This window comes from Castellaniella sp., from assembly GCF_041677825.1.
Classification (GTDB): domain Bacteria; phylum Pseudomonadota; class Gammaproteobacteria; order Burkholderiales; family Burkholderiaceae_B; genus Castellaniella.
The window spans coordinates 1-12,552 of the sequence record NZ_JBAYPG010000047.1; the positions used below are offsets into that span (position 1 = coordinate 1).

The window sequence follows — 12,552 nt, forward strand, 5'->3', positions numbered from 1 at the left end:
CGTTCTTCCTGCATATCGATCACCATGCCTCATGATCGACGACTTCTACCTTCCCCGCTTCAGACTCATCTCATGTTGGAAACACAAGACCCCGCTCAGACTCATGTCATGTTGGAAAAGACTGTAGCTGGCAACTGCCATCCGATCGTGCGAACCTGCCACCATGATGATGCCTGTTCAGTCCGATGACCTTCATCTGCGGCTGCCGCCCTTTGGCCACGAGCTGCAGGAGCTGCCTGCGCCGTTTTTCTTCCGGGTCGAAGACATGCCTTCGCACGCCACCTATCCGGCACTGCGCCATCCCTGGGGCGAGTTCATTTATTCCTTCAGTGGCATCACCGAGGTCAGGATCCGCACCACCCGGCTTCTTGCGCCGCCGCATTCGGGGCTATGGATTCCGCCCGAGACCGAACATACGTGTTTCAACCACCGCGAAGCCGCACATTGTTCGCTGTATATCCGCAGCGACCTGTGTACGGCGCTTCCGGGTGCAGCGTGCGCACTCCTGATATCACCCCTGGTGCGTGCCATCCTGGGCCATTTGTATGCGCATCGTTCAGACGGGCGCCCGCAGCCGGGGTTCGAGCGGCTGTTGTGGGTACTGGTGGAACAGTTGTCCAGCTGTGAGGCGGCGGCAAGTTTCATCCCCGATTCCGATGATCCCCGGCTCGGGCCGCTGCTGCAGGCCCTGCGCGACGACCCGGCCGACAACCGCAGCATTGCACAGCTGGCCGGTGCGTTCCACATGAGCGAACGGACCCTCATGCGTCGCTGCCGAACGGATCTTGGCATGTCCCTGACCGAGTGGCGCCAGCGGCTGCGGCTGGCCCGGGCGTTGGCCTTGATCAGCAGCGGCCGGAGTGTCGAATCTGTGGCGCTGGACCTGGGGTATGCAACGTCATCGGCGTTCATCGCGATGTTCAGGCGGCGGATGGGGGCAAGCCCCAAGGGATATATCACTGGCCAGCAGTGATGGAATTCGCCAGCTCGCTCCTGCCCGCAGTCGTGAGGGCCGCTAGCGCACTCCCGATTACAGCCCTGTGGCCCCTTCAGACTGTTTTTCACACTGTTTTTCCAGGTCGCGCGCGGTTCCGTTCGCGAACATTTTTGCAGTGCTATCATTCGGGTTCACCCGGAGACACGTGCGATTGGGCAGATGCGACTGATGAGCAGGAACCTGGCTGGAAAGGTGCGTCCAGCATGAATCAGGCCCCAACGGCTGGCATTTCGCGCAATGTCATCTTCGCCATTGTCGCGCTGGCCCTGCTGATGATGGCGGTCGATTCGACTATAGTGGCCACGGCCCTGCATGCGATCCAGCAGGGTCTCGATACTTCCATCAATCTGGCCAGCTGGACCATCACGGCCTACTCATTCGGCTTTGTGCTGATGCTGCCCGTCAGCGGCAAGCTGGCCGAGCGCTTCGGCAAGCGCCGCGTATTCCTGGTCTCCACGCTGGTGTTCACCCTGGCCTCGCTGGGTTGTGGGCTGGCCAACGACATCTACGTGCTGATTGCGCTGCGGGCGCTGCAGGCCGCGGGTGGCGCCGGTTTCACGCCAACGGCCACCGGCATCATCGTGGATCACTTCGGGGCGGCCCGGGATCGGTATGTCAGCCTGTTCGGCAGCATTTTTCCGATTGGCGCCATGATCGGCCCCATTTTCGGCGGTTACTTCGTTGCCTATACGTCCTGGCGCGATGTCTTTCACGTCAATATTCCCATCGGCCTGGCGATCCTTCTGCTGGCCTGGCACTATATACCGCGGGATGCAGGGCGCGCGCCCACCGTGGCGCGCAGCATGGATGCGCCGGGCATCCTGCTGCTGGGGGCCAGCCTGCTGTCCGGCATGCTGGCGGCCACCATACTCGGAGAGTCGCACGAGTCGGTCTGGCTGATCGTGCTGTTCTGTGGCCTGGCGCTGGCGTGCCTGCTGCTGTTCCTGCGTCACATCCATCGGGTGTCAGCGCCCTTCATACAGCCGCGTTTCATCTACGGCACGAATTTCGGGGTGGTGAACCTGGTGAACATGGTGTTCACCGGCTTCATCATCGGGGCCATGGCGCTGGTGCCGCTGTATGCGGCGAACCGGTACGGCATCAGCGCGCTTGGTTCAGGCACTTTGCTGACCGCGCAGGGCGTGGCGGCCATGGTGTGTTCCATTGCTGCGGTCATCCTGCTGCGCCGCACGGGCTATCGCCTGCCGCTGTATGCGGGCAGCGTGGTGACCATCGTGGGTCTCGTACTGCTGGCACTGCCCGCTGCAGGGCACATCGATCCGTACACCTGGCTGGCATTTGCAGCCTTTCTGGTCGGGGCGGGCAACGGCGCCATCAACCCCGCCATGCGCAATGCCGGCCTGCAGCTGGCACCCGAGTCGTCATCCATGCTGGCCGCCCTGCGTTCGCTGTCGCTGCAGGTGGGCGCCATCATGACGATTTCGATCCTGGCCGCATTGATGGCGCGCGAGGGCGATGTGGGCCTGGTGCTCGCCTGGGCCTATGCGGCCTTTGCGCTGATTCGCCTGCTGGCCCTGTGGCTGGTACGCTTCGTGCCCGAGCAGCGCGGCGCCTGGTGACGATCGGTTCGGTCTGTTCGGGGGCCTGCCAGGCCTGTTGAGGCTAGGCTCAGCCTGTTCAGGGAGGATCTGCCAGGCCTGTTGAGATCAGGTTTCTACTGACCCAGCCTGGTCGGCCAGAACCTGCCCCGCCAGCGTTCTGGCCAGGGCCAGGCGGCGTTCGTGGTGTTCGAGCCCCTGGATGAAGCGTTCGGGCATGGCCTGCAGACCGCCGATTGCACCGCACAGGGCACCGGCCAGCATGGCTCGGGCCTGGTTCTGCCCGCCACCGTTGACGGCGTGCAGCAGGGCGGACTCGACATCACCCTGGAACCGCGCAGCCAGATAGTAGACCGCGGGAAACTGATGATAGACCGCACAGGGCATGCCGTAGACCAGAGAGACTTTCCAGGCCGGTTCGATCTGGCAGCCGGGGTCTGCCGCGGCCCGGGCAATGCAGGACACCGTGAGCAGTGCATCCGGAGACGGGAAGTGCCCCGCATGATGGATGGCTTCGGGGCCCGGCGGCGGGGTGCCTTCGCCGGCGGACGTGACGCTGTGAAACGGCAGGCTGCCATCACGCACCAGCGCCATCAGGCGCCCGGACGTTTCTGCGTCGAGGGGCTCGCCCCGGACCAGACCGCCAAGCACCGAGGCATACGCCGTGGTCATGGCCATGACCGTCGTGTCGCACTGCGTCAGGGCGGTGTTGGATGACACATGCCGTGCCAGCGAGGCGGGCTGCAAGGCATAGCGCACGGCCAGCGCCAGAATGCGTTCGGCCGCTTCGGTCGTGTCGGCCAGGCCTGCGACCTGGCCCCATGGCCTGTGTTCGAGCGTGCGCTTGCGCCAGGTTTCGCGTATCGACTGGCTCGTGTAGCCGCCCGGGCCCTGCATGGGCGTGCCATCGAGCTGCGGGAAGAGGGTGTCATCGAGCCGTTGGCAGAAATCGGCTTCGTCATAGCCTTTGTGCTCGGTCAGGGATTGCAGCAACAGATCGAGGATGAAGCCCGCCTGCCCCGATTGCCCGGCCTTGAGGCCGGCGTGATAACGGCCTGGCTGCGGCTCGGTGTAATCTGTGATCCAGGGCCCGTAGGTGGCCCGCAGTTCGTCGAGCTGGTAGTACCAGTGCGGGCCCAGAGCCAGCGCATCGCCGATGTAGGCCCCCAGAATGGCGCCGCAGATGCGGTCTTCGAGTTCAGTCATGTGCGTGTTCATGAACCCATTCTACTGCTGTATTCGGGGGCTGCAAGCATACTGCACATCGTGTTTGCAATCGGTGGGTGGCCTGATTTATGCTTTTTCGACCAGGTGGCCCTGTCGATAAATATCTCTGGTCGTGTCAAAATGTTGCCTGGTGGCGAGGTCGTGCCGGTATTTTGGCCTGCCTGCGCCCGGGCGACTTTCCATCCGAAGGCCGCTGTATTCAATCCTGGAGGAAACATGTCTTATCAGATCAAGATCGTCTCGGCCGCCGTGGCCACTGCATTGCTTGCCTTGGGCGGCACGGCCCAGGCCGACGAAAAACCCGTCAAGGTGGGTATCGTCACATTCATGTCGGGGGCGGCTGCCGGCCCGTTCGGGGTGCCTGCACGCCATGGGGCCGAAGTGCTTCTCGAAGAACTGAACGCCGGCAAGGTGCCGGCACCATACGATTCGGTGGGTTTTGGCGGCACACCCCTTGAATTCGTGTACATCGATGAAAGCGGCGGCACGTCGCAGCAGGTCACCGAATTTCGCAACATGGTCGATCGGGCCGGTGTCGACATGGTCATTGGCTATACCTCCTCGGGCAACTGCCTGGCCATTGCACCGGTGGCCGAAGAGCTCAAGACACTCACCATGTTCTATGACTGCGGCACGCCGCGCATTTTCGAGGATGACGAGCACCACTATGTGTTCCGCCCGGTGGCCCATGGCACCATGGACAATGTCGGTGCCGCCATGTATGCGGTCGACCAGAAGCCGGACATGAAAACCTATGCCGGCATCAACCAGAACTACGCCTGGGGCCAGGATTCCTGGCGCGATTTCGAAGGCGCGCTCAAGCAGCTCAAGCCGGATGTCAAGCTCACCACCTCGCAAATGCCGAAGCTCGGCGCCGGCCAGTACAATGCCGAAATTTCGGCCATCATGGCGTCCAACCCCGACATCCTGCATTCCAGCTTCTACGGCGGTGACCTCGAAGGCCTGATCGTGCAGGCGCAGCCGCGCGGCATGATGGAGCACGTCCCGACCATCCTCACCACAGGCGAAACCATCACGCACGACAACAAGATCAAGATCCCCGATGGCACCATCATCGGCGCCCGGGGGCCGCACGGGGTGTTTGCGCCCGATTCCGAACTCAACACCTGGTTCCGCAACGCCTACCAGGACCAGATCAAGGGTGACCCCTGGTATCCATCGTACAAAATGGCGCAGACCATTCTCGGCACCAAGGCGGCATATGAAAAGGCCAAGGCCGACAACGGTGGCCAGGCGCCCAACACCGAGCAGATCATCGCCGCATTCGAGGGCCTGACCTTCGTGGCGCCGTCCGGCGAAGTGAAGATGGCCCTGGGCAACGGTCACCAGGCCGTACAGGAAGTGGTCTACGGCACGGCCAGGAACGTCGATGGCAAACTCACCTTTGAAAACGTCAAGCGCTATCCGTCCGAAGTCGTCACGCCGCCCGAAGGCGTGAAGTCCGAAGACTGGATCAAGAACGGCATGAAGCACTGAGGGGGTCTGTATGTTGATGTTGCCTGCCGCCATCATCGACGGCATCATGTACGCTGCGTGGCTTTTCCTGGTGGCTGTGGGTCTCACCCTGATCTATGGCGTCATGAAAATCCTCAATCTCGCGCACGGGGCGTTCTATACACTCGGTGCGTATGTGGCAGCGACGTTCGTCGGTTTCTGGCTGGCAGGTGACTACAACCCCTATTACAGCTATCTGCTGTTGCTGCTGGCCGGCGTCATCGGGGGGCTGGTCCTGGGCGTACTGGTCGAGCGCGGTATCCTGAGGCGGTTCTACAAGGAAGACCAGGTCGTGCTGCTGCTGGTCACGTACGCCATCTTCCTGATCCTCGAAGACGTGGTCAAGATGATCTGGGGGGTCGAGCCCTACGTCATTTCACAGCCTTATGGCCTGTTGGGCAGCTTCAATATCGGTCTGCTCTATTACCCGAACTACAATTTCGTCATTCTGGGGGCAGCCATCCTGTCAGGCGTGGGCCTGGCGCTCTTTCTCAAGCTCACGCGCCCGGGCAAGCTGTTGCGCGTGGTGATACACGACCGCGAAATCAGCATGGCGCTGGGCATCAACGTGCAACGGTATTTTCTTGTCACGTTCGTGGCCGGCTCCATTCTGGCGGCGCTGGGGGGCGCGCTGACAGCGCCGACCATATCGGTGGCCCCGGAAATCGGGGTCGAGGTCATCGTGCTGGCGTTTGCGGTCATCGTGATCGGCGGGCTGGGTTCCTTGCCGGGGGCGGCATTGGGGGCACTCATCGTCGGGCTGGTGCGTTCATTTGCCGTGCACTATTTTCCCGAGGTTGAATTGTTCTCCATTTATGCGGTCATGGCGGTGGTTCTGATCGTGCGGCCCATGGGTCTGTTTGCTGCTGCGGAGCCGCGCAAGATATGAAATCATCCTCAACCATGCATGCGCGGCAGCGCGCACGCCGGCCGCAGCATGCCCTGATTGCACTGGTCGTCACGCTGATTCTGATCGCGCTGGGCATCGGCCTGTCGACGTGGCAGTTCGTCGTCGTGGTGGCCCTGTCCAAGGGGCTTGCAGCCCTGGGGCTGGTGCTGCTGTTGCGCTGCGGGCTGGTGTCCTTTGGCCAGGGGCTGTATTACTGTGCGGGCGCCTATGCCGTGGGCATGGCCATGAGCCATCTGGGCATTCGCGATCTGGTGCCTCTGCTGCTGCTTGCCACGGTATCGGCCGCCGTGATCGCCGCCCTGCTCGGGGTGCTGCTGTCGCGCTATCGCGACATCTTCTTCGCCATCCTCACGCTGGCCTTCACCATGATCCTGTACGGCCTGCTCATCCGCAATCCGGTGCTGGGCGGCAGCGATGGCTTCAATGTGCAATCCCCCACCTTTTTCCTGCTGGCCGATGGCGCGCTGTCGCGGCGCACGATGTTCATCATTACGGCGGTGGTGGTTGGCGTGAGCATCTGGGCCGTGCAGCGGTTTCTGGCCACGCCCATGGGGCGCCTCGGGCCGGCAATGAAAGACAACGAGATCCGTGTCGAATATCTCGGGGCCTCGGCGCGCCGCAATATTTTCTGGAACTACACCCTGGCAGGGGCCCTGGCGGGCCTGGGGGGTGGGCTGACGTCGTTCAGCATCGGGCACATCGATCCTGATCTTGCCTTCTGGACCACGTCGGGCGAGTTCCTCTTCATCGCCATTCTCGGCGGCACGCGCAATGCATATGCCCCCTTTCTGGGGGCCATTGCGCTCGAACTGATCCGCTCGCTGGCCTTCCAGTATGTGCCCAACTCGTGGCAGATCGTCATCGGCGTCAGCATGCTGGTCATCATCATTTTCCTGCCGGGGGGGCTGATCAGCATCGCCAGGCTGTGGCTGCGTTCTGCGGCCAGGGGGGCTTGAACATGTCTGAACCCGTCGTACTCGTCTCTGCCCGCAACCTGCGCAAACAGTTCGGCGCCGTGTTTGCCGCCAGAGACATCACAGTGGATATCCATGCACACAGCGTATCCGGCCTGATCGGTACCAATGGCGCCGGCAAGACCACGTTCGTGAACATGCTGACGGGCTATCTCAAGCCCGACCAGGGCCAGATCTTCTTCGATGGTCATGAAATCACTGGCCGGCCACCACGCGAAATCACCCGCATGGGGATCACGCGCTCATTCCAGATTCCGCAACTCTTCGATTCACTGACGGCCCTCGAGAATGTCGAAACGGCGCTGGGCATCGTGGGCAAGCCGCTCGAGCAGGCCGAAGAGATCCTGGCGCGTTTCGAACTCACACCCTTTGCCGATGCTCTGGCAGGCATTCTGCCCGAGGGGGTACGCAAGCTGCTGGACATTGCCCTGGCCATGGTGGCGGATCCGCGTGTGCTGCTGCTCGACGAGCCCACCAGCGGGGTCGACAGCTCGGAAAAATTCGAGATCATGGACCGCATCATGAAGATCGTGCGCGAGGCCGAAGTCACCGCCATGTTCGTCGAGCACGACATGGAGGTCGTGCGGCGTTACAGTGACCGTGTGCTGGCTTTTTATGATGGTTCCATCCTCGCGGCCGGGGCGCCCGAAGAGGTCATGCGCGACGAGAAGGTGCTCGAATACATCATAGGCCGGCCCCTGCAGGCTGGCCGTCCTGCCCAGGCCCAGGTCGTACAAGAGGGTGCCCATGCTTGAAGTGCGCGACCTCAACGTGAAAATCGGCACCACCACCATATTGCGCAAGGTGGCGCTCAGCGTGGCGCGCGGGGCCATCGTGGGGATCACGGGGCGCAATGGCGCCGGCAAGACCACGCTCATGCGCTCCATCATGGGGCTCTTGCCGATCGAATCGGGCAGCATGCAGATGGCCGGCAAGGATCTGGTGGCAATGCCGGCCTATAAACGCACCTCGCTGGGCATAGGCTATGCGCCCGAAGACCGGCGCCTCATCCCCGACCTCAGTGTCGAAGAGAACCTGTGCGCCCCGGTCTGGGCGCTGGGCCAGGCGGATGCCGGGCCCAATCTGAAAAGAGCCTACCAGATCATCCCCGAACTGCAGGAGTTCGCCCCCAGAAAGGCCATGGAACTCTCTGGCGGGCAGCAGAAGCTGGTTGCCATTGGCAGGGCGCTCATGACCGGGCAGCAGCTGGTGCTTCTGGATGAACCCTTCGAGGGGGTGGCACCTGCATTGTCCTTGCGCATTGCCGAAGTGGTGGGGGCGCTCAGGGCCGAAGGCTTCAGCGCCCTGCTCTCGGGGGCCGACCTGCAACACGCGGCCAGTGTCCTGGACCACAATTATGAAATCGATCGTGGCTCGATCATCGGGTCGCATGCAGTTGTGCATGGCGATCCATCTGTACAGAACGCCAAGGAGTAAGTGCATTGTCAAGGATCGTTGTCGCCAGCCGGCCCTGGCTGGCGCAGTATGGGGCGCAGCAGCCGGCTGACATACAGCCGGGTTTTTCCAGCGTCCCGGCGGCATTTGCCGCGCTGGTGAAGCAGTCGCCCGATGAGGTCATCGCGCGCTACTTCGATGCCGCCCTGACCCGGGGCGAACTGGATGCGGCCTCGTCGGCACTGGCATGCCATTTGCAGCAGCAGGGCTTCGCGGCAGGCGACCGGCTGGCGCTGTTCATGCAGAACAACCCTGCGTTCCTGATGGGCCTGCTGGCGGCCTGGAAACTGGGCGGGGTCGTGGTGCCGGTCAACCCCATGAACAAGTCGGCCGAACTGGGCCACATCCTGCGCGATTCCGGCGCCAGGGCAATGCTGTGCCTCGATACCCTGTATGCCGAAATCGTATTGCCTGCGCTCGAATCCGAAGCCATCGACCTGCCCATACGGATCACATTTTCGGCGTTTGACGGCCAGGACAGTAACGACATCCGGGTGCTGGGTGCAGGCCCGCGCCTGCCCACAGCGGCGGGTGCTGTGGATCTTCAGCAGATTCTGGCGCGGGCGGCGGGTTCATCCGAGGGCCCTGCAGGCGCGCCTGCAGATGCCGAACTGCCGCAGATCAGCCTGCAGCTCGATGATGTGGCCTTGCTGACCTATACGTCGGGCACCACGGGCAAACCCAAGGGGGCCATGAACACCCATGGCAACATTCTGTTCAATGCCTGCGTGTTTCGTGACTGGGCGCGGCTTGAAAGCCAGGATGGCAATCTGTGCATCGCACCGCTTTTTCACATCACGGGCATGGTGGCCCACGCGGCGCTGACCCTGGTCGCAGGCTGCCCGCTGCTGCTGACGCACCGCTTTCACCCCGAGGTGATCCTGGAGACCATCCGCGCCCACCGGCCGGTATTCACCATTGGTGCCATCACCGCGTTCATCAGCCTGATGAATACCGGGCACATCCGCCCTGGCGATTTCGACAGCTTCCGCGGGCTGTATTCCGGCGGCGCACCCATCCCGCCGGCCACGGCCGATGCCTTCGAGGCGCTGACGGGCCACTACATACGCAATGCCTACGGGATGACCGAAACCTGTTCGGTGACCCTCATGGTGCCGCAGGATGCCAGGGCACCGGTTGATGAGGCCTCGGGGGCCCTGTCCATCGGTGTGCCGGTGTTCAATACGCAAGTGCGCGTTCTGCGTGAAGATGGCACGCAGGCAGAGCCCGGCGAAATCGGCGAGCTTGCCAAACAGGGCCCGCAAGTCATGAGGGGCTACTGGAATCGTCCTGAAGACACCGCCCGCATCATGCACGAGGGCTTCATGCTCTCGGGTGACGTCGGCTTCATGGACGCCGACGGCTGGTTCTTTCTGGTCGATCGCAAGAAGGACATGATCAACGCAGGGGGCTACAAGGTCTGGCCGCGCGAGGTCGAAGATGCGCTGTACGCACACCCTGCGGTGCGTGAGGTCGCGGTGGTGGGGGTTGCAGATACCTATCGCGGCGAGACGGTCAAGGCCGTGGTCTCGCTCAAGCCGGGGGCCGAACTGACTGAATCCGAGCTCATTGCCTGGAGCAAGGCGCGCATGGCGTCATACAAATATCCGCGGATCGTCGAATTTCTGGATGATCTGCCCAAGACCAACACCGGCAAGATCCTGCGTCGCAACTTGCGCTGAACCGTGCATGTCTCGACATATGTGTCCTGGCCGCGCATGGCCGATGAAACCGGCCCCTTGAAGGGGCCGGTTGCGTTGCCGCATGGCGCACGAACACGCCCGATTGCGGCCTGGCGAAAAATCGCGCCTATTTCTTGTTGGGGTCGGCCACGAACCGCAGATAAGGCAGGCGAATGTCCAGCTTGCCGTATTTCTGCTCTGCCTGCTCGTCGGTCAGGCTGAGCCCCACGATCACGTCCTGACCCGGTACCCAGTCTGCCGGGGTGGCCAGGGGGACGCCATCGGTGGCCTGAATGGCATCGAGTGCACGCAGGATTTCGGCGAAGTTGCGGCCTACCGACATGGGGTAGCACATGGTCAGGCGGATTTTCTTGTCTGGCCCGATGATGAATACGGTGCGTACCGTGGCGCTGTCGGCAGGGGTGCGGCCATCGGGCAGTACGGCCTCGGCGGGCAGCATGCTGTAGAGCTTGGACACCTGCAGCGAGCGGTCGTCGATGATCGGAAAATCGGCCGGTGCCTGGGCGAATTGTGCGATGTCGTCTTTCCAGCGATGGTGTTCTTCGACGCTGTCGACCGAAACCCCCATGACCTTGGTGTTGCGCTTGGCGAATTCGGGCGCCAGGCGTGCAACGGCACCGAATTCGGTGGTGCAGACCGGGGTGAAGTCCTTGGGGTGCGAAAACAGGATGGCGTAGCTGTCGCCTATCCAGTCGTGCAGGGTCAGGCTGCCTGCCGTGGAGTCGGTGGTGAAGTTGGGGGCGACATCATTGATGCGAAGGGACATGATGGGGCTGCTCCTGTGAGTGGTCTGGAAAAGCAGGAAAAACCTGCTGGATGGAAAACATTATGTATAAATATATAATGTCTGTCAAATAGATATTGGCTATGAGGGCGATAGGCATCACCAGAGGGCCTGGCCAGTGGCCCGGCACTGCCGTGAGGTCGTTGGCCGCCAGCACGCCGGGCCACGCCGGGCCCGTGATGGCCAGCAGGGCATGGTGCGTTGCGCTACCTGGACGGAGGGTGCGCCCAGGCGGGAACGATTTCCCAGGCGCTGCGCATCTGCTGGCGCAGCGCCTGGACGTTCGGTTCCAGGCGCTGCACCTGTTCCCAGAACCGTCTGGAATGGTTCAGCTCGATCAGGTGACAGAGTTCATGCCAGAGCACATACTGCACCAGTTCCTGGCGCAGGAACAGCAATGTGCTGTTCAGGCTGATGCGCCCGGCCGCAGAGCAGCTGCCCCAGCGGGTGCGCTGGTTGCGCACCGTCACGCCGGTATACTGCAGATTCGCCTCGGCCGCGAGCCTCGACAGCCATTCCGGCAGGGTGGCCCTGGCGCGACGCGCCAGCCAATCGCGCAGTGCTGCGTGGCAGGCCGCGGTGTCATCAACGGCCCCTGCCATGATGATTTGGCCCGTCTGGCGGGTGCGCGCCCGGACCGCAGGCGATGAGGTCGCCTGATAGTCGACCCGCCAGGATTCTGCCAGTGCCGGCAGCTCGAACATCACCGGTCGTGTCGCAAGCTCTGCGGCGATCTGCGTTCGCAGGGCGTCGAAGTGCTTCATGCGCCTGGCGATCCATCCGGCGTGTTCGGTCACCAGTGCCGCGATGCGCTGGTGGCCGATTCGAGGTGGCGTGACCACGGTCAGCCCATCGGCCGCATTCAGCGTCAGGCGTATCGTGCGGGCTCGTGTCGACACCCGGATGCCGTATTCGATCGAAGTGCCATCGGGCAGGGTCAGCTGGTTGGTTTTGTCCATCGAAATTCGCTGCGCCTGGGCAGTCACCCGCTTTGCAGCTGCGGTTGTCTGGTCATGAAAAAGACGGTGCCGAGGTTGCGCCTGCTCATGCATCTGTGTGTATCACGATTTCCATGCTGCGAGCATGAGGACATCAGCCCCCTGAAAATCTGGCCGAGTACAATCCTACGGCTGTTGCTGACCCGGTGCGCGGCAAGCCTCGGTCTTCAGGCCGGGGAAGGATAGCGCGGACGCCGTAGGCGTTCTTTGGGCGGTCAGTGTGGCGTCTGCTGTTGTTCGATGTACTGGCGGATCATTTCGATGGGCGCACTGCCACAGCTACCGGCGAAGCAGGACGGCGACCAGAGCGCGCCGCCCCGCAGATTCTCGCGGATGCTCGGGTGGTTCTGCTTGCGGATCATGCGGCTGGACACGCCTTTGAGGCTGTTCACCAGCGTCGAGACGGCCACCTTGGGCGGGTAGTTCACCA

12 protein-coding genes are annotated in these 12,552 nt (G+C 62.6%); 8 read left to right on the top strand and 4 right to left on the bottom strand.

From position 1 onward, the window contains the following. The first annotated feature begins 163 nt into the window (after positions 1–163). Both WCY17_RS13980 and WCY17_RS13985 read left to right on the top strand, forming a co-directional pair. Positions 164–973: a helix-turn-helix domain-containing protein gene (locus tag WCY17_RS13980; protein ID WP_372702802.1), complete on the top strand. Its 810-nt coding sequence runs from the start codon at positions 164–166 to the stop codon at positions 971–973. A 227-nt stretch (positions 974–1,200) separates the two neighbouring features. Beyond that, positions 1,201–2,577 carry an MFS transporter gene (locus tag WCY17_RS13985; protein WP_372702803.1) on the top strand — a complete coding sequence of 459 codons (1,377 nt, stop codon included), beginning with the start codon at positions 1,201–1,203 and terminating at the stop codon, positions 2,575–2,577. 87 nt (positions 2,578–2,664) lie between these two features. On the opposite strand, the gene WCY17_RS13990 is transcribed toward WCY17_RS13985, so the two are convergent. Continuing rightward, positions 2,665–3,774, bottom strand: a complete 1,110-nt coding sequence (locus WCY17_RS13990) for an ADP-ribosylglycohydrolase family protein (RefSeq protein ID WP_372702804.1) — start codon at positions 3,772–3,774, stop codon at positions 2,665–2,667. Positions 3,775–3,999: 225 nt separating this feature from the next. Between WCY17_RS13990 and WCY17_RS13995 the strand changes: the two genes are divergently transcribed. The 6 genes from WCY17_RS13995 to WCY17_RS14020 are packed head-to-tail and all read left to right on the top strand — an operon-like array spanning position 4,000 to position 10,319. After that, on the top strand, positions 4,000–5,280 hold the full coding sequence (locus WCY17_RS13995; RefSeq protein ID WP_372702805.1) for an ABC transporter substrate-binding protein: 1,281 nt from the start codon (positions 4,000–4,002) through the stop codon (positions 5,278–5,280). Between the two features lie 10 nt (positions 5,281–5,290). Further along, positions 5,291–6,187, top strand: a complete 897-nt coding sequence (locus WCY17_RS14000) for a branched-chain amino acid ABC transporter permease (RefSeq protein WP_372702806.1) — start codon at positions 5,291–5,293, stop codon at positions 6,185–6,187. After that, positions 6,184–7,164: a branched-chain amino acid ABC transporter permease gene (locus tag WCY17_RS14005; RefSeq protein ID WP_372702807.1), complete on the top strand. Its 981-nt coding sequence runs from the start codon at positions 6,184–6,186 to the stop codon at positions 7,162–7,164. The genes WCY17_RS14000 and WCY17_RS14005 overlap by 4 nt, the downstream gene beginning before the upstream one ends. A 2-nt stretch (positions 7,165–7,166) precedes the next feature. Then, positions 7,167–7,937 (top strand): ABC transporter ATP-binding protein, encoded by a 771-nt coding sequence (locus tag WCY17_RS14010; protein ID WP_372702808.1) that lies wholly within the window; start codon positions 7,167–7,169, stop codon positions 7,935–7,937. Further along, on the top strand, positions 7,930–8,619 hold the full coding sequence (locus WCY17_RS14015; protein WP_372702809.1) for an ABC transporter ATP-binding protein: 690 nt from the start codon (positions 7,930–7,932) through the stop codon (positions 8,617–8,619). The genes WCY17_RS14010 and WCY17_RS14015 overlap by 8 nt, the downstream gene beginning before the upstream one ends. Before the next feature lie 5 nt (positions 8,620–8,624). Continuing rightward, complete coding sequence (locus tag WCY17_RS14020; RefSeq protein ID WP_372702810.1) at positions 8,625–10,319, top strand: AMP-binding protein; 1,695 nt, start codon at positions 8,625–8,627, stop codon at positions 10,317–10,319. 127 nt (positions 10,320–10,446) lie between these two features. Here WCY17_RS14020 and WCY17_RS14025 read toward each other — a convergent pair whose 3' ends face one another. The 3 genes from WCY17_RS14025 to tnpA all read right to left on the bottom strand — a co-directional run. Continuing rightward, positions 10,447–11,106 carry a peroxiredoxin gene (locus tag WCY17_RS14025; RefSeq protein ID WP_372702811.1) on the bottom strand — a complete coding sequence of 220 codons (660 nt, stop codon included), beginning with the start codon at positions 11,104–11,106 and terminating at the stop codon, positions 10,447–10,449. 224 nt (positions 11,107–11,330) lie between these two features. Further along, positions 11,331–12,083: a M48 family metallopeptidase gene (locus tag WCY17_RS14030; protein WP_372702812.1), complete on the bottom strand. Its 753-nt coding sequence runs from the start codon at positions 12,081–12,083 to the stop codon at positions 11,331–11,333. A gap of 254 nt (positions 12,084–12,337) precedes the next feature. Next, positions 12,338–12,552 (bottom strand): IS200/IS605 family transposase (gene tnpA / locus WCY17_RS14035; RefSeq protein WP_372702813.1); only part of this gene is annotated, 215 nt, incomplete at its 5' end.

Bases quoted from the DNA above. Each gene is read 5' to 3' on its own strand.
- WCY17_RS13980 (WP_372702802.1), top strand. From the start codon at position 164: ATGATGATGCCTGTTCAGTCCGATGACCTTCATCTGCGGCTGCCGCCC.
- WCY17_RS13985 (WP_372702803.1), top strand. From the start codon at position 1,201: ATGAATCAGGCCCCAACGGCTGGCATTTCGCGCAATGTCATCTTCGCC.
- WCY17_RS13990 (WP_372702804.1), bottom strand. From the start codon at position 3,774: ATGAACACGCACATGACTGAACTCGAAGACCGCATCTGCGGCGCCATT.
- WCY17_RS13995 (WP_372702805.1), top strand. From the start codon at position 4,000: ATGTCTTATCAGATCAAGATCGTCTCGGCCGCCGTGGCCACTGCATTG.
- WCY17_RS14000 (WP_372702806.1), top strand. From the start codon at position 5,291: ATGTTGATGTTGCCTGCCGCCATCATCGACGGCATCATGTACGCTGCG.
- WCY17_RS14005 (WP_372702807.1), top strand. From the start codon at position 6,184: ATGAAATCATCCTCAACCATGCATGCGCGGCAGCGCGCACGCCGGCCG.
- WCY17_RS14010 (WP_372702808.1), top strand. From the start codon at position 7,167: ATGTCTGAACCCGTCGTACTCGTCTCTGCCCGCAACCTGCGCAAACAG.
- WCY17_RS14015 (WP_372702809.1), top strand. From the start codon at position 7,930: ATGCTTGAAGTGCGCGACCTCAACGTGAAAATCGGCACCACCACCATA.
- WCY17_RS14025 (WP_372702811.1), bottom strand. From the start codon at position 11,106: ATGTCCCTTCGCATCAATGATGTCGCCCCCAACTTCACCACCGACTCC.
- WCY17_RS14030 (WP_372702812.1), bottom strand. From the start codon at position 12,083: ATGGACAAAACCAACCAGCTGACCCTGCCCGATGGCACTTCGATCGAA.